Here is a 15,189-nt window from a genome sequence, read left to right as displayed (position 1 = left end):
AAAGTCATGAAAAAATGCCCTATCGAAAGTAAGCAACCCTAAAATTTAGTGATGACAAAGCAATAAAACAGGATTTTCCATTTTAGCTGTTGCAAAAGCAAGGTTTATGGGAAATCCAGCCCAATTGTGTTACTTTAAAAGAAATATTATTGATTTCTTCATTCCGGCTGCTGCTGATCTGCAAATGCAAGCATGTTCCGCATATCCTGAAGAGTTTGTTCTGCTGCTGTTTCATCAACTTTACTGATGGCAAATCCGGCATGCACAATGACATAGTCTCCTATAACTGCATCATCAAGAAGCATTAGGCTTGCCTCACGCTTTACACCATCAACATCAACTGTCGCAACGTTATTATTTATCTCAATTATTCTGGAAGGCACTGCAAGACACATGATTTATTTATAATCTCCTTACCCCAATAAAAATTAAGAACTTATCGTCCCTTTCCCAATATGCATCAGTCTCATCAGAATCTAAAGACCGATTATCAAGAAAAAGAAGAAAATTTACTATTTCCAGGCGATCTCTTTTTGGTAATCTAATTAATTCTGTAGTTATATCCTCAATTTTTCGTTGCATCTCTTATATATCCTTTTTGTGTGTTTATCTAATGTCATTCAATTTTTATGCTTCATTTCCCAGTTTATACTTTCCGGATAGAAAACTCTGAGTGGCGGGAATCTCTCACAAAAAAGTGTAAACGGAGATGACGTATTTTTAGCCACCCCCGAATATTCAAATTTGTATCCAATTCAGCGGTAAAGGGTTATGGCGGAGGTTTCGCCACTTCCGAGCATGGCAACAACACATCTATTGTCACACTAAGTATTTTCGGGAAGATATGAATGATGCCTTAAAGTGCAAAAAAGGTACACATAAAAAAAAGGTACACATAAAAAAAGGGTACCTGAATTAACAGATACCCTTAATTATTAATCTAATAAAGAAAAGGTTTCAAGATTATTAATAATAAGACAGCAATAACTTTCCCTCTGCCCCCTCTTTAGAAAGCCTTACCCCCTGACCTCTTCCTTAACCGTGGTGGCAAGTTTGAAAAGAACAGTAAGAATGAGCAGACCAGTTGCAAGAACACCAAGGCTTATAACAACTTCTTTAAAAGTTGGTGCATACTCTGTAACATGGTGAAGCGGATTAGGAACAAAACCGCCTGAGATCATTCCAAGGCTTTTATCAATCCAGGTACCGATAAATATCAGAATGCAGGTAAATGGCAAAAGTGTTTCATTGCTTCTGAACTTTGGAACAACAAGCAATCCAATACCCATGAACATCAGAATCATTGAAGTCCACATCCATGGAACAAGAGCACCGTGTCCATGTAAGCCAAAGAAAAGGTACTTTATGTGTGCCATGTGACCCGGAATCTTGCTGTAGAAGACAACAAAGACTTCACAGAAAAAGAAGAAAACATTGGCAATAAGTGCATAGCATACAATCTTTGACAATGTCTGTATTGCTTCCCAACCTGGATCAAATTTGGTTGTTTTCCTCACAATGTAGCAAAGAAGAATGAGGAATGAAGGGCCTGCGGCAAACGCAGATGCCAAAAATCTTGGAGCCAGAATGGCAGTCAGCCAGAATCCTCTGCCTGGAAGTCCGCAGTAAAGATATGCTGTTACTGTATGGATACCAATGGCAAATGGAATGGAAAGGTATATCAAAGGCTTTGTCCATGTAGGTGGCTGGATCTGGTTTCTTTCGGCCTCAAGTACCTTCCACCCGATGACAATATTAAGGAAAAGGTAACCATTGAGCACACACATATCCCAGAAAAGCATGGAATTGGGTGTAGGATAAAGAAGAACATTGAGCATTCTTGTGGGTTGACCCAGGTCAGCTACAATGAACATAAGACACATTATCAATGAAGCTACCGCCAGAAACTCACCAAGGATGGTGATCCTGTGAAAGCGCTCATAATCATGGAGATAATAGGGAATCACCACCATAACTCCTCCGGCGGCAACACCGACAAGAAAGGTGAAGTTGGCAATGTAGAATCCCCAGGATACATCACGGCTCATGCCGGTGATCATCAGACCGTTAACAAACTGGTCTATATAGACGGCAAAAGCAACTGCCATGACCGTGAGCAGCGCCCCCAGCCATATCCAGTATTTTTTGCTTCCTTTAATCGCTATTTCAAGCATACTTGGCCCCTCTTACATGACATAATAAACAGAAGGCTCGGTTCCAAGCTCCTGTTTACGTCGGATTGCATAGTTTTCGTTCAGAAGTGCTCTGACCTCGGATTCCGGATCCTCCAGATCCCCAACGACAATTGCCCCTTCAGAGGCTTCCACACATGCGGGCTGCAAACCTTTTGCAAGGCGCTCGGCACAGAGATTACACTTTTCCACAACTCCTTTTGAACGGGTGGGGAAATCGGGATTAAACTCCGAAATAAAGGGTCTTGGATCCCTGAAATTAAAACTTCTGGAGCCAAATGGACAGGCAGCCATGCAGAATCGACATCCGATGCAACGATGAAAATCCATAAGCACAATGCCGTCTTCCCGCTTAAAAGTAGCTTTTGTGGGACAAGCCTGAACGCAGGGTGCATTTTTGCAGTGATTACAGGTCACAAGAAAAGGGAGTTGTCTGAATTTTTCAGCAAGAAACTCGTCTTCCATCTCGGGAAATGCATGCTGGTAATGCTCCTCCCAGATCCACTTGATCTCCTGTTTATGATCAACAGGGCGGGTGTCTGGATACTTTTCCTGATCAGGTTCATGGTTAAAATCCGGAATATTATGAGCTTTTCGGCATGCCTCAACAACTGCCTCTGCAACCTCTTCTGTAATTTTACTTGTATCTATGACCATACCCCACCGATGTGCGGAAAGTGCTTCGGTTTTTCGGGATTTTACAGCAGCAGATGCATTGGTTGCAGCACCACCTGACGCAACAGCAACCGCCTTTATTGCAGGAGCTGCACCAATGGCGACCGCAGATACTCCTGCTGCCTTAAGAAAGCTTCTTCTGCTCTTTTTCATTGGGTTACCTCCTTGGGATCTGTATGGCACTCCCAGCAATAGGGAGTAACCGAGGCGTATGTGTGGCAGCGATCGCAAAATTTTGCCTTGTCTGTGTGACATCCAAGACATGAATTCTCGCCTGTGGAAAGACTCATACCAAAATCCTTTCCATTGGTACTCTTGTACATTCTATCAGCATCCCTTACAACCGAATCCCTCCACTCATCAAGAAGGGACATGTGGTTGGCTCTCATGTCATATTTATCCAGAACGCACTGTTTTGCAGCCTTGGCTTTTTCTGACAGCTCAATCTCCGGTGCGGCATTGGTTCCTCCAATGTTAAACCAGAAGGGAAAGAGGGCCGCCGCAACAAACACCACCAGTCCTGCGATGATTGCATTTTTACTCATCTTCATCCTCCTTGCCGGGTAAAGGCTCCATCCTGAGATCCATCTCTCTTTCATGTTCACCCGGCAGAATCAGGGCATTTCCAACAAGCTCATGGATTCCGTAAACTTCCACTTCCGGCACCCAGTACTCCATCAAGGTGGAAAGAGCAGCACGGTCAATTGCGCATATGGTTCCAAGGGTATTTACACCGAATTTTTCATGAACATATTTAACAGCATTGGCCCGTGGAAGACCTCCCGCCATTCGAAGTTCAATGTTTTCACCTGCATTGAGCCCTGCACCGCTGCCACAGCAGAATGTCTGTTCTCGGATGGTGTTTTCAGGCATCTCAAAGAAGTTATCACAAACATTTTTGATTACATATCTTGGCTCTTCCAGAAGTCCCATACCCCTTGAGGGGTTACATGAGTCATGGAAGGTCATTATGCGGTTTGCATTTCTGCTCTTGTCAAGCTCAAGTTTTCCATGTTTGATCAAGTCAGCAGTAAACTCTGTTATATGAACCATCTTTGTGGATTTGGCATTCTCAAATTTGGTTCCTGTAATGGGGTTCACCGGCTCTTCAAGGAAATCAGCAGGCCCATTCATGGTATCCATATATTGATGGATAACTCTCCACATGTGCCCGCACTCACCACCAAGAATCCACTTTACACCAAGTCGTCTTGCCTCAGCATACATTTTGGCATTAAGGCGCTTCATGGTCTCATGGGATGTAAAGAAACCAAAATTTCCACCCTCTGAGGCATAGGTACTCCATGTGACATCAAGGCCATATTTATCCTTGAGATACTTAAACAGAATCAAATATCCCTGGCAGGTGTATGTACCAGGATCGGCAAATACGTCACCAGAAGGTGTAATAAAAAGAATATCTGCACCCTTTTTATTAAACTGTGGCTCAACATTGACACCTGTTATCTCTTCAATATCTTCTGTGAAAAATTCAAGCATATCCTTAAAGGCGTGTGGCTGTATTCCAAGATGGTTTCCTGTCTGATAACAGTTGGAAACAGGAGTTGCAATCCAGTCAATGTTAAGGCCAAGAAGGTTTAGAAGCTCACGCCCCATTATGGTAATTTCAGCAGTATCAATACCATATGGGCAAAACACAGAACAACGACGGCACTCTGTACACTGAAAAAAGTAGTACCACCACTCTTTTAGCACATCAAGAGTCATTGGTCGGCCACCTGCAAGGCGGTCACCGCCTGGGAGAAACTTAAGAAGTCTTGCCGCTGCTGTAAAATCATTTCTGTAAACAGATCTCAAAAGCTCAGCTCTCAGTACAGGCATATTTTTCGGGTCACCTGTACCAAGGAAAAAGTGGCACTTGTCAGCGCATGCACCACACCTTACGCAGATATCCATAAAAATCTTGAAGGTTCTGAATCTTTCAAGTCTTTCCTTGATACCGTTATGGATGATCTCCTGCCAGTTTTCAGGCAGTTTCCAGTCATCTTCAACCGGGTTCCATGCCCTGGCATTGGGCAGTCCCAGTGTCTGCACACTTTCTGGTTTGGCAGCATAGCAGTACATTCCGGGTCTTATCTGGACGGTTGAGTCCATCCAGTCTCCGCCGGAAGGGGTATGATCTATCTTGTCCAATAGTTCATCGGGTTTAAGTTCGTCAGACATTGATTACTCCTTCTTGTCCACTGGAAGTCCAGCTTCGATCATTTTTTCTCTGAAGTGATCCTCATAGTGTTCATAGGTATGAACATCCACTGCATAGTTCCAGGGGTTCACATGTCTCTTTGCCCGGGTATTGTTGGCCATGTTTCTTGTGGGGCTCAGAAATATGCCGCCCATGTGCATCAGCTTGCTCATTGGAAAATAGGCAAAAAGTAGGCTGACCATGAAAACATGGGCATAAAAGAGTCCGCCAACCCCTGCAGGAATAACCGGATGGAATGTGACAAGCCCCATGGTAAACTCCTTGATGCCTACGATATCCACCTTTGTAAAATATCTCATTGCAATGCCTGTTACGGCAATACCGATGATAAGAAAAAGGGGAAAATAGTCTGCTGCAAGGGAGATGTAGCTGACCTTGGCATCAAATATTCTTCTGGCAAGAAGAAAGAGAGCTGCAAAAAGCAGAACAATCCCTGAAATAAATATACCCGGCAAGCCGATCTGAACAATACCGTCCATGAACTCCAGAAATGTCAGACATGCTGGCACAGGTTCAAGGAAAAACCTCAGATGCCTTACAATCACCACAAGAAAGGCATAATGGAATGCCAAAGCTCCAACCCAGAGGAAAATTTCCCATGAGTATGTAAGCTTGTTCTTTTCATTCCTGTTGAAAGCAGCCTTTGTATTCCTGAACAGGGATCTGAAAAGGAAAATTTCCAGAAGCATGCGGATGAAAACACCTGATGCTTTGTCAGGGTTGTCAATGCAGTTCTGTTTGATCCACGGAAGCGATTTCTGCTGTCCGCAGGTTGTGGGAATCCTGAAGGGAACGGCCGAGGCTGCCCATCCCATGACGCGGTTCACAAAGCCCCATATAAAGGCAATTACCGCGAGATAGGGAATCACAATCCCGAAGAACCATTGAAGTCCGGCTCCCTCGACCCCTGCATATGCCAGCAGAAACAGCAGGAATACTCCTGCCAGGGGTAACATGTACTTTTGATTCATATTCCAACCACCTCACACGTTTTAGGCCACCACTGAGTACTCAATCCACCAATGATTACTTGCAGTCAGAGTTTTCAGCAACGTGACCTGATTAAAGATTTGTTCGAGCCGGAGAGAGTTCCTCTTCAGCCAGCTCTGTTACTAAACCTGCCCTTTCAAAGGCTCTGTGAATACGCCGTTTGGCTTCATTTGCCCTTAAAAGGAATATATCTTCCCTACATTTCATAAACCTGTTAAATGCCGCAAGTGCAACCTTGTCAACAAGATTGTAGATAACCTCATTCACAGGATTTTCCAGTACGGATTTTAAAATGGTTTTCAATTCAAATACAAATTCAACAGCCATAGATGCTGAAAAGCTTTGTACAGCACGGATGCGGATGACAGAGTCAAGTGCCTCTTCCAAAGCATTTTCATCAATTTCAGGTAAAGCTGAACCATTTTTCTGCAACAATTCTCTATATGTTGATAGGGAATCAACAATCAAGCCCAGAGCTGCATCAAGGCTCTGTCTTGTTGCACTACCCACTGGATTATCAAAGCGGTTACTGGACTTAGCAAATATCCTTGCTGTATCCTGGGGATATGAGTGGATAGTGGCATCAAACCATTTGTTTAGAATTATTTCTCTTGCCTGGTCAAGCTGCTTGTCAATTTCCATCAGATATTTCATTCCCCACAAAAAATTGAAGATTTAAAAAAGAGAATCACGTAAAAAACAGCACTTTGCTCTTCTGTTAACTTAAGCGATATAACCATACTGCCATTTTATGTCAAGGATAAAAGCGGTTGGTCTGCCATTGAAAACAACTCATTGAGCATCAAAAAGAGCATGAAAGGGTCTTCTGTTCCTGTAATCTCGCGTATGGCATGCATGCCCAATGTGGGTGCTCCGACATCAACTGTCCTGATGCCTGTGGATGATGAAACAGCGGGGCCAATGGTACTGCCGCAGGGCATGTCACTTCGCATCACAAAGGTCTGGTACGCAATGCCTGCTCTGTTGCAAAGGTGCTTGAAAAAAGCCGATGATTCGCTGTCTGATGCATAACGCATGGAAGCATTTGTTTTAAGGACAGGCCCCTGATTAAGCTGCACAGGGTGCAATGAATCGTAGCGCTCTCCATGGGCTGGATGATGGGCATGGGCATTATCAAGGGATATCATGAAGGATTTTGCTGAAGCCATGAAACGTTTTTCACTGTCGGGAATAAGACGTGAAAGAACAGAATTCAGAAAACTTCCTCTTGCCCCTCCCAAAGTCTCACTGCCCACCTCTTCATGATCGGCACAAAAAAGGATGCTCAATGCAGGTCCCTGGGCACGAACTATGCTTTTAAGGCCAGCATGACATGAGAGAAGATTATCAAGCCTTGGTGCTGAAATCATCTCTTGTCTGAAACCTGTATAAAAAGGTTCCTGCACATCTGTAAAAAACATGTCAAAACCCAAAACTTCCTTTATGTGGCTGTTGGGATTCTCCATTATTGCCTGTTCCAAAAGAAGTCTCTTAAATGGTTTACATGGTGCAATGGTTCTTTCTCGATAAACAGATCCCTGAAACTCGATAAAACTGCCATCTGAAGCAGATGGTTCCCCCTGCTCCATTGAAAAATCATTACCGCAATTCCTATCAGGCAAAGCAGCAACTGAAGAAATTTCTGAATGTTTTCCGGCATGGGATAATTCACTATCTTTTAGATCAGGCAAGGAGCTTTCCACCACAGATTGATTAATGTTCCCACCCCTCTTTTGTAGATCAAATTCCAAGCTTCCTGCCATTCTATTAACAATTTTACTTCCTGTGCTATTTATATAGACAACAGGCCGCATATCCACCTGGGGGTTAAGGTGTCTTTTATTGTTTGCATCCCTGTCAAGATGTATTGGAAGCGAGGGAATAACTGCAAGAGGCTTGTTAAAATTTACAAGATAGGTGGATAGAACATCTTTATGATCACTATCAAGGCAAAGGGCTGTAATCCTACCTGCAAGATTAAGCCCTCTGTCAAACCAACTGTTAAGAAGTGCTCCGCCATATACTTCAACCCCCAGGCTTGTGATACCGGATGCATCTGTCTCCGGAAAGGGTTTAACCTTAAGCGCCGGACTATCTGTATGTGCCCCGCACAGCCTCATGCCAGTTTCCCATGGCTGGTTTTCACCTGTATAAAAAGCAATTATACCACCGTCATTTCTAACCACATAGTACCTTGAATCCTTTTTAATTTTCCACGGTTTTCCCTCATTGAGACGGACAAAGCCTTTTGCGGAAAGAAATTTTGCCATATTGAAAACCGCGTGAAAAGAAGTTGGAGAGCTATTAAGAAATCGGAAGAGATCTTCATTATATTTTTCAAGGTTCATTATTTTTTCCTTTCGCTGCTTTTTTGAGTTTCCTTTTTCTTTATAATAAACTCTGAAAGTATGCTATCATATTTTTTGAAAAAACTTCATTTTCAGCACACAAACATTCCAAGGAGGCAAAAAAACCAATGCAAGGATACGTTCAAATTTATACTGGCAACGGAAAGGGTAAAACCACCGCTGCCCTGGGATTAATATTAAGGCAGCTTGGTGCCGGAGGAAAAATATTTATGGGACAGTTTCTCAAACAGGGGGACTATTCCGAAATAACCATGCTTAAGCGTTTTCCGGAGCAGATAACTATCGAGCAGTTCGGGCTTGGAAAATTTGTTAGAGGCAACCCATCAGATGAAGATATTGAAGCCGGCCGAAAAGGATATGAACGAATTGCAAGCATACTCAAAAATGGTGAGCACAATCTTGTTGTAATGGACGAAGGAAACATTGCAGTTTTTTTCAATATTATATCTGAAGATGAGATGATAAAACTCTTTGACACCAAAGCTGATCATGTGGAGCTTGTTATAACAGGAAGAGGAGCCACTCCTGCCATGATTGAAAGAGCAGATCTTGTAACTGAAATGACCGAAATAAAGCACTACTACCAAATGGGAGTAAAGGCAAGAACAGGTATTGAAAAATAATCTGCTACCCAACAAAATTAAACAAAATGGGGACAGGCACAAAAAATCTGTCCCCAAAGTACTTAAAATCGACATCTATAGCTTTCCAGAAAATTATTTTATTTTTTGGTCAAAAAAAATAATCCAGATAACGTACATGGCTGATCACCGCCACAATCGAAGGGATGAAAGTCGTTTTAGAAACAGGCTGTTACCGAGACTTTCATATAAACAGATAGTTAGACCTTTCCACTATCAATTTAATTATCTGGAAGACTATAATTGCTTTTTTTCCCTAAATGGCCATCCACCTTTTTTGCCTGTTATCAAAATCACGGGATAACTCTTCTGGAAGGGGATTAACAGGTTCAGCGTTAATTAGATCAAGGGTTTTAACCCGTAACCTGTCGCTGAATTTTTCATCCAGCACTGTGCCTGGAGCCTGGGCTTTTGTTCTCTTAAAAATCTCCGGATAAAAAACCTCTTTAAAATGTTTCATTGTGTGGGGTTCCATGAGAAAAGCCCCACCAGGGCCTATCTTGTCAATGAGGTCAAGGGCAAGGGTCTCATCTGAAATATCAATCCCCTGCATGAATCTTTTGACCATACCAAGTATCTGCTGTCCCATTACAAGGTGACCAGGAGAAAGAATGCTGCCGTGATCAAGCCAGCAGTGCGTATCGTGTACAAGTCCCCCACCAATGGAAGCCATAATAAGATCCTGAAGACTTCCTTCTGCCGCAGCCTGTGCATCAACACTTTTGGAGTCTGTACACCCTGCTGTGCTGAAAAATGGAAGTTTATACTTCTGGGCAAGCTGTGACATGCCTCCCACCATCATTGCCATTTCAATGGCCCCATAGGAAAATACTGTGGTTTTCATATCCATTATAGTGATAAATGAACCAAATACAAAAGGAGCACCAGGCTTTATGGCCTGCTGTAATACAAGTCCGCTTAATGATTCTGCACTCCCCATCACAATCCCCCCTGCAAGGGATGCAGGAAAACTTGCACCAAGCTGCATACCTGAATAGTGGACTATGGGAATGGAGTTCTCGGCTGCAAAAATATCCTTCTCTGCCAGATGATCATCATACATAAGGGGAGAGATGGTACAATTCAATGTGCCCATAAGAGGTGCCTTCATAAAATTTTCAACGCCCCCCTGACACATCAGGGCCATTTCATACATCTCCTTAAGGCTCTCTGCATCATTTGCCGACACAATAACAGGCTTGCTACAATGCTCCATGGCAATACGTGCAACAACTCTGTCAGCTATATTTTCCGGTATATCCCTTGCTATTCCCAAGGTCATTGTCCATTCATAATTATCAAGACGGTCACAAAGTTTTGCCATAACCTCAACATGATTGCTTTTACACTCACTGACCATCCCAGTATCTGGATCCAGATAATTAACACAATCCACAGTTGCCCCAAAATAGGTTTTTGCTCCTTCCAGCGAAATTTCACTGTTATTGAACCTGTTTCCCAGGCTAACCCTTTCAGGGGCAGATGCTATGGCTTTTTCAACAACATCAGGAGGAAAACGTACCCTGCCTGACTCTACCTTACAACCAGCTCCATCAAATATTTCAAGAGCTTTAGGATGTTTTATGGCAATCCCTGTTCGCTCTAAAACCGAAAGCGTGGCTGAATGCAAGGCATCAAGCTGTTCATTATTCAAGGTTTTCATTGTGGGGGTGAATCTTAAATCATCCATGAATTTCTCCTTTTGCATTTAATTGTGATGGTCTCGTAAAAAGTCAAAAATGCCAAAATATCTATTAATTATTTCACGTACTCTTTGTTTCAATGAAAATTGTAAAGTTATTTCGCGTGCATTCCTTACCTTTTTACGATCTAAGGGGAAGCAAACTTAATTTTAAGGGGTCTTTCTCAAAAAATTGTATAGTACTTTGGATTTGATATGAAAGATGTGGAAGAATAAAAAAATTTTTATTCATTCCCTCTGTTTTCTTGATTTATTTCATGATACTGTAAAACCTGAGTCTGACCATTTTTTTCTATCTTACTTGAAATTACTGGAAAAAAGATGCATCTGCATTTATATTTCAATCAAAAGAACAATTTGTTTCGCAAAAACTTCATACCAGACCAAGTTTTAAATCAATTTTTGTGCCACACCTGAATATATCTATTCCAATCAGGCATATTTCATTTCCAGATTTACAGTTTCAATCTTGTTGGCTTTCTCGGCATTTATTGAATTTGTCTGAATCAGGATAACCAGGATTTACAGGATGCTCAGGATTTTTATCCTGTAAATCAATATCATTGGGCATCCTGATTCAAACAGTAGTGACAAGGGTCAAAAGAGGATAGGTGTCGGCTTTGAATAATATCAATTTCAAGGACTTATTAAAATGACATGGGAACAAAACGTATTAAAAAAACATCCTGTTTTTGATGACATGGAAATGTTAAAAATTCTTTTTGACATGCACGAAGGGGTACTGATTGCAGACAATGAAGGAACAATACTTTTTTATAATGCTACCCAGTCACAAATTGATGACGTGGAAATTGATTTTGCTTTGGGGAAAAAAATCATAGATATATACAATCTTGATGAAAATGACAGCACCACCATGCAATGCATGAAAAGCGGCAAGCCCGTAAGAAACCATGTCATTGTATATCAGACAAAGCTTGGTAAAGTGGCCAACACAATAAGCAATGTATTCCCTTTGTTAAAAGATGGCGAGGTAACAGGGGCAATAAGTTTCACAAAAGATTACCAGATGCTTGAAGGCATGATCTCTAAAAATGCAGATTCAACTAAAAAGAATCCCAGAAACAGGGAAAATGGCACAAGGTTTGTTTTTAATGATCTGATAGGTTCCAACAATGCACTTTTACAGGCTGTAAATGCTGCAAAACTTTCAGCAGACTCTCCATCGCCAATAATGCTTTCCGGTGAAACAGGTACTGGAAAAGAGCTGTTTGCCCAATCCATACATAATCACAGAGCAGCTTCAATGGAAAAATTTATTCCAATAAATTGTTCTGCAATTCCGGAAAACCTTCTGGAAGGCATACTTTTCGGAACATCAAAAGGGGCTTTTACAGGCTCCATAGACAAGGCAGGCCTGTTTGAACAGGGAAACCGAGGCACGATTTTTCTTGATGAACTGGATTCAATGCCAAAAGCACTCCAGGCCAAAGTTCTCAGGGTAGTTCAGGAGAAAAAGGTGAGAAGACTTGGCTCACTTGAAGAGATTGACCTTAATATAAAGATCATAAGCAGTGTGAGCAAAACTCCCCACCAGATTATCAGCTCAGACCTGTTACGAAGGGATCTGTTTTACAGAATGGGTGTTGTATTCATACTTATTCCTCCCTTGAGGGATAGAATTGATGATATGCCGAAACTTGTCTCCCACTTTATCCATAAATTTAACAGAACCCTTGGTGAAAAGGTCAAAGGGCTTTCTGACAGAGTCAACAGACTTTTTCACCAATATCAATGGCCTGGAAATGTGCGGGAGCTGGAACATGTCATTGAAGGAGCCATGAATCTTGTAAATGGAGATCAACAGATCTGCATGAGACATATTCCTCCACATGTTGCCAGGGGATTTGACCTTGCTCCGCATTTTCAGGATACCTTGCATAGTACCATAAGCCCGGCAGAGCAAAAAACAGCCCAAAGCTCAAAGCAGAGGCCATTGACTCTATCTGAAGCCCAGTGTGCAAATGAAAAAGAGAGCATATGTTGTGCATTAAAAGAGACACTTGGCAATGCAGCAAAAGCTGCAAGAATCCTTGGCATCTCTCCACAATCATTTCACTACAAGCTGAAAAAATACAATATAGACAGAAAAAATTTTTTTGTTCAACCACCTGACAATGGGCCAAAAAGGGTAACCACCTGATCATTTTCAAGCACAGTATTTATGTCAACCCTGGTGTTATCAATAACCACCATAGGAGCAAGCAGTGGATGGATTCCTTCATTTAAAAGAACCTCTCTTATGGTTGTGCCTTTTTTGACCTGAATATTGTATGTTTCATGTTTTGTTTTTTTTATATCTTTCAGTATGCACAGGAGACTTTCAGAGAGCCTTAGTGTAACTGTAATCATTCCTAAAGCTCCATAAATTCAAGACATTGGTTCAGGCCATGTTTTTCAAGTGTCTCCCTTGTGGGGATACCGTTCATGTCCCAGCCCCTTGCCTCATAGTATGTGTCAAGCATCTCTTCAATAACTTCAAGGGACATCACATGGCCCTTGTTAGGGCCGTTAGGTATCTTCTCTTCATGGAATCGTGCAGGCGGATAATCATATTTTCTGCCAAAATCAGGAATCTCCCTTTTATTGAACATACGGTTCAAATGCCATATTTTTTCTGACAAAAGCAGAAGATCCTTTTCAAAATCCATCTTTTTACCGGTGGCATAATAGTACAGCTCCTCATAATATTTGGTCTCAAGGCCAATCTCCATATACTGAAGACGGCATGTACCAAGTATATCAAAAGCTGGCCGCAGATGCTGGGATTTCAGTACAAGAGGCACAACATTCTTGTGATCTGCCCTGGGAATGGTATCAAAGCTTGAGTTTCCAGAGATAAGATCATGCACAGTGGCATTTTTATCACCACCCACTGCCGTGGCCACATCGGAGCCAAGTACCCAGCACCTCCCATGGTGTGCTCCTATGTCTGATGTCATGTAACCTAACATCATGCCAGGAGCATTTCTTGACTCATATCCTGTCCACTCCAAACCTTTTACATGTATGGCAAACCTGTGGCTGTCATACCCTATTTTCTCTGCCGCCCCCCGAACTCCAAGGGCCAGCACATCTCCTATTCCCTCTCTTTTGCTAATGATCTTTAAAATATGAACAATGGAGTCAAGATCTCCCCATTTCACATCCATTCCCATATCTTCCTTAGAGATATATCCCTTTTCATAGCACTCAAGGGCAAAGCTTACCACTGCACCGGCAGAACAGGTGTCAATACCTGACTCATCGCAGATATAGTTTGCATATGCAATTGCATGAATGTCGTCAAGCTCGCAGTTGCTCCCCAGAAGAGATAGTGTCTCATACTCAGGCCCTTCTACATATGCATTGCCAAGTTTGGTTCTGGCATGACCATATTTTCCACAGGGAATGGGACAGGAAAAGCAGCCCTTGTCCGTAATTTTAAGTTCCTTTAATATGGCCTTTCCGTTAATCTTGTCAGCATAATCGCAATTGGATGTCTTAAAGTTTCTTGTGGGCAGTGCTCCAACATCATTGCACCAGTTGGTTATTCCGGCTGTTCCTTCAGGGGTCCACCCCTTAAACCCGGGTTTCTCACGGCAGGCAGCATAGGTCTCCTTGCCTTTTTTTAAAAGCCCCTTGGGATCAAATACAGGAATGCTTTTGTTTCCCCTGACAGCAATGGCCTTAATATTTTTTGAACCAAGAACAGCACCAATTCCTATTCGACCGGCCTGACGGCCAAAATCATGGGAAATACATGCAAAATTTACAAGGTTTTCACCAGCTTCTCCAATGGTCAGAATCTGGAAATCTTCCCCCACCTCCTTTTTCATCAACTCTTCAACTTCTGTTGAGCCTTTTCCCCAGTAATGTGCCGCAGGTCTTATTTCAACATTGTCATTGTCAATAAATATATATGAAGGCTCCTTTGCCTTGCCCTTGATGATGGTTACATCATATCCTGCATACTTCATGTTGACCCCAAAGTGCCCACCCATGTTGCTGTCTCCATAGCCTCCTGTGGCAGGAGACTTGGTACAAAAATGGGTTTTTCCACTTGCCGGCACAAAAAGCCCGCTCAAAGGCCCCATGGCAATTATGAATCTGTTCTCGCCGTCAAAGGGATCAACATTTGGTGGGTTTTCATCATATAAAATTTTGGCAGTAAAGCCTCGACCGCCAATGAAATCATCCACCCAATCCTTTTTAAGTGGCTCCTTTTCTGTCTTTTGGCTATCCAAATCAATTCTCAATGTATTACCTGCATATCCGTACAGCATCTTTCCCTCCAGAATATATTAAAAATGGCAAAAGTATTTTTTTGAAAGTCTGCACATCATAATGATATGTAACGACTTTCATGTTTCGTTCTGATGCGTCAGCAAACATG

At 42.3% G+C, this 15,189-nt stretch carries 13 protein-coding genes; 2 read left to right on the top strand and 11 right to left on the bottom strand.

What is annotated here, in order from left to right:
* Window positions 1-158: 158 nt before the first annotated feature.
* The 8 genes from MTBBW1_RS22835 to MTBBW1_RS22795 all read right to left on the bottom strand — a co-directional run bounded on the left by MTBBW1_RS22835 (window position 159) and on the right by MTBBW1_RS22795 (window position 8,429).
* On the bottom strand, window positions 159-395 hold the full coding sequence (locus MTBBW1_RS22835) for a HypC/HybG/HupF family hydrogenase formation chaperone (protein WP_080807759.1): 237 nt from the start codon (window positions 393-395) through the stop codon (window positions 159-161).
* A 621-nt stretch (window positions 396-1,016) separates the two neighbouring features.
* Window positions 1,017-2,174 carry a sulfate reduction electron transfer complex DsrMKJOP subunit DsrP gene (gene dsrP, locus MTBBW1_RS22825; RefSeq protein ID WP_080807753.1) on the bottom strand — a complete coding sequence of 386 codons (1,158 nt, stop codon included), beginning with the start codon at window positions 2,172-2,174 and terminating at the stop codon, window positions 1,017-1,019.
* A 12-nt stretch (window positions 2,175-2,186) separates the two neighbouring features.
* On the bottom strand, window positions 2,187-3,020 hold the full coding sequence (gene dsrO / locus MTBBW1_RS22820; protein ID WP_080807750.1) for a sulfate reduction electron transfer complex DsrMKJOP subunit DsrO: 834 nt from the start codon (window positions 3,018-3,020) through the stop codon (window positions 2,187-2,189).
* Window positions 3,017-3,412, bottom strand: coding sequence for a sulfate reduction electron transfer complex DsrMKJOP subunit DsrJ (dsrJ, locus tag MTBBW1_RS22815; RefSeq protein ID WP_080807747.1), 396 nt, complete (start codon window positions 3,410-3,412; stop codon window positions 3,017-3,019). The genes dsrO and dsrJ overlap by 4 nt, the downstream gene beginning before the upstream one ends.
* Window positions 3,405-5,051 (bottom strand): sulfate reduction electron transfer complex DsrMKJOP subunit DsrK, encoded by a 1,647-nt coding sequence (dsrK, locus tag MTBBW1_RS22810; RefSeq protein WP_080807744.1) that lies wholly within the window; start codon window positions 5,049-5,051, stop codon window positions 3,405-3,407. The genes dsrJ and dsrK overlap by 8 nt, the downstream gene beginning before the upstream one ends.
* 3 nt (window positions 5,052-5,054) lie before the next feature.
* A complete protein-coding gene (gene dsrM, locus MTBBW1_RS22805) occupies window positions 5,055-6,062 on the bottom strand; it encodes a sulfate reduction electron transfer complex DsrMKJOP subunit DsrM (protein WP_080807741.1) in 1,008 nt (335 codons plus the stop codon).
* 91 nt (window positions 6,063-6,153) lie between these two features.
* On the bottom strand, window positions 6,154-6,723 hold the full coding sequence (locus MTBBW1_RS22800) for an RsbRD N-terminal domain-containing protein (protein ID WP_245809528.1): 570 nt from the start codon (window positions 6,721-6,723) through the stop codon (window positions 6,154-6,156).
* 107 nt (window positions 6,724-6,830) lie between these two features.
* Window positions 6,831-8,429 (bottom strand): M18 family aminopeptidase, encoded by a 1,599-nt coding sequence (locus MTBBW1_RS22795; RefSeq protein WP_080807734.1) that lies wholly within the window; start codon window positions 8,427-8,429, stop codon window positions 6,831-6,833.
* A gap of 128 nt (window positions 8,430-8,557) precedes the next feature.
* Here MTBBW1_RS22795 and MTBBW1_RS22790 point away from each other — a divergent pair, with 128 nt between their 5' ends.
* The gene (locus tag MTBBW1_RS22790; RefSeq protein ID WP_080807731.1) at window positions 8,558-9,073 is read left to right on the top strand and encodes a cob(I)yrinic acid a,c-diamide adenosyltransferase; all 516 of its coding nucleotides are present in this window, start codon (window positions 8,558-8,560) and stop codon (window positions 9,071-9,073) included.
* Between the two features lie 274 nt (window positions 9,074-9,347).
* Here the strand turns inward: MTBBW1_RS22790 and MTBBW1_RS22785 are convergent, their stop codons facing one another.
* Window positions 9,348-10,781: a trimethylamine methyltransferase family protein gene (locus tag MTBBW1_RS22785; protein WP_186441650.1), complete on the bottom strand. Its 1,434-nt coding sequence runs from the start codon at window positions 10,779-10,781 to the stop codon at window positions 9,348-9,350.
* A gap of 664 nt (window positions 10,782-11,445) precedes the next feature.
* Between MTBBW1_RS22785 and MTBBW1_RS22775 the strand changes: the two genes are divergently transcribed.
* Window positions 11,446-12,957, top strand: a complete 1,512-nt coding sequence (locus tag MTBBW1_RS22775) for a sigma-54 interaction domain-containing protein (RefSeq protein ID WP_080807722.1) — start codon at window positions 11,446-11,448, stop codon at window positions 12,955-12,957.
* Here MTBBW1_RS22775 and MTBBW1_RS22770 read toward each other — a convergent pair.
* Together MTBBW1_RS22770 and MTBBW1_RS22765 are read right to left on the bottom strand one after the other, a co-directional pair.
* Entirely contained in the window at window positions 12,918-13,166 is a 249-nt protein-coding gene (locus MTBBW1_RS22770) for a MoaD/ThiS family protein (RefSeq protein ID WP_080807719.1), read from the bottom strand. The genes MTBBW1_RS22775 and MTBBW1_RS22770 overlap by 40 nt on opposite strands.
* A 2-nt stretch (window positions 13,167-13,168) precedes the next feature.
* The gene (locus MTBBW1_RS22765) at window positions 13,169-15,079 is read right to left on the bottom strand and encodes an aldehyde ferredoxin oxidoreductase family protein (protein WP_087881831.1); all 1,911 of its coding nucleotides are present in this window, start codon (window positions 15,077-15,079) and stop codon (window positions 13,169-13,171) included.
* Window positions 15,080-15,189 lie beyond the last annotated feature (110 nt).

The organism is Desulfamplus magnetovallimortis (assembly GCF_900170035.1).
GTDB classification, from domain to species: domain Bacteria; phylum Desulfobacterota; class Desulfobacteria; order Desulfobacterales; family Desulfobacteraceae; genus Desulfamplus; species Desulfamplus magnetovallimortis.
This window is presented reverse-complemented; position numbering and strand designations above follow the sequence as displayed.

Excerpts from the sequence above, each read along its gene's own strand:
- MTBBW1_RS22835 (WP_080807759.1), bottom strand. The coding sequence starts at position 395 with ATGTGTCTTGCAGTGCCTTCCAGAATAATTGAGATAAATAATAACGTT.
- dsrP (WP_080807753.1), bottom strand. The coding sequence starts at position 2,174 with ATGCTTGAAATAGCGATTAAAGGAAGCAAAAAATACTGGATATGGCTG.
- dsrO (WP_080807750.1), bottom strand. The coding sequence starts at position 3,020 with ATGAAAAAGAGCAGAAGAAGCTTTCTTAAGGCAGCAGGAGTATCTGCG.
- dsrJ (WP_080807747.1), bottom strand. The coding sequence starts at position 3,412 with ATGAGTAAAAATGCAATCATCGCAGGACTGGTGGTGTTTGTTGCGGCG.
- dsrK (WP_080807744.1), bottom strand. The coding sequence starts at position 5,051 with ATGTCTGACGAACTTAAACCCGATGAACTATTGGACAAGATAGATCAT.
- dsrM (WP_080807741.1), bottom strand. The coding sequence starts at position 6,062 with ATGAATCAAAAGTACATGTTACCCCTGGCAGGAGTATTCCTGCTGTTT.
- MTBBW1_RS22800 (WP_245809528.1), bottom strand. The coding sequence starts at position 6,723 with ATGGAAATTGACAAGCAGCTTGACCAGGCAAGAGAAATAATTCTAAAC.
- MTBBW1_RS22795 (WP_080807734.1), bottom strand. The coding sequence starts at position 8,429 with ATGAACCTTGAAAAATATAATGAAGATCTCTTCCGATTTCTTAATAGC.
- MTBBW1_RS22790 (WP_080807731.1), top strand. The coding sequence starts at position 8,558 with ATGCAAGGATACGTTCAAATTTATACTGGCAACGGAAAGGGTAAAACC.
- MTBBW1_RS22785 (WP_186441650.1), bottom strand. The coding sequence starts at position 10,781 with ATGGATGATTTAAGATTCACCCCCACAATGAAAACCTTGAATAATGAA.
- MTBBW1_RS22775 (WP_080807722.1), top strand. The coding sequence starts at position 11,446 with ATGACATGGGAACAAAACGTATTAAAAAAACATCCTGTTTTTGATGAC.
- MTBBW1_RS22770 (WP_080807719.1), bottom strand. The coding sequence starts at position 13,166 with ATGATTACAGTTACACTAAGGCTCTCTGAAAGTCTCCTGTGCATACTG.
- MTBBW1_RS22765 (WP_087881831.1), bottom strand. The coding sequence starts at position 15,079 with ATGCTGTACGGATATGCAGGTAATACATTGAGAATTGATTTGGATAGC.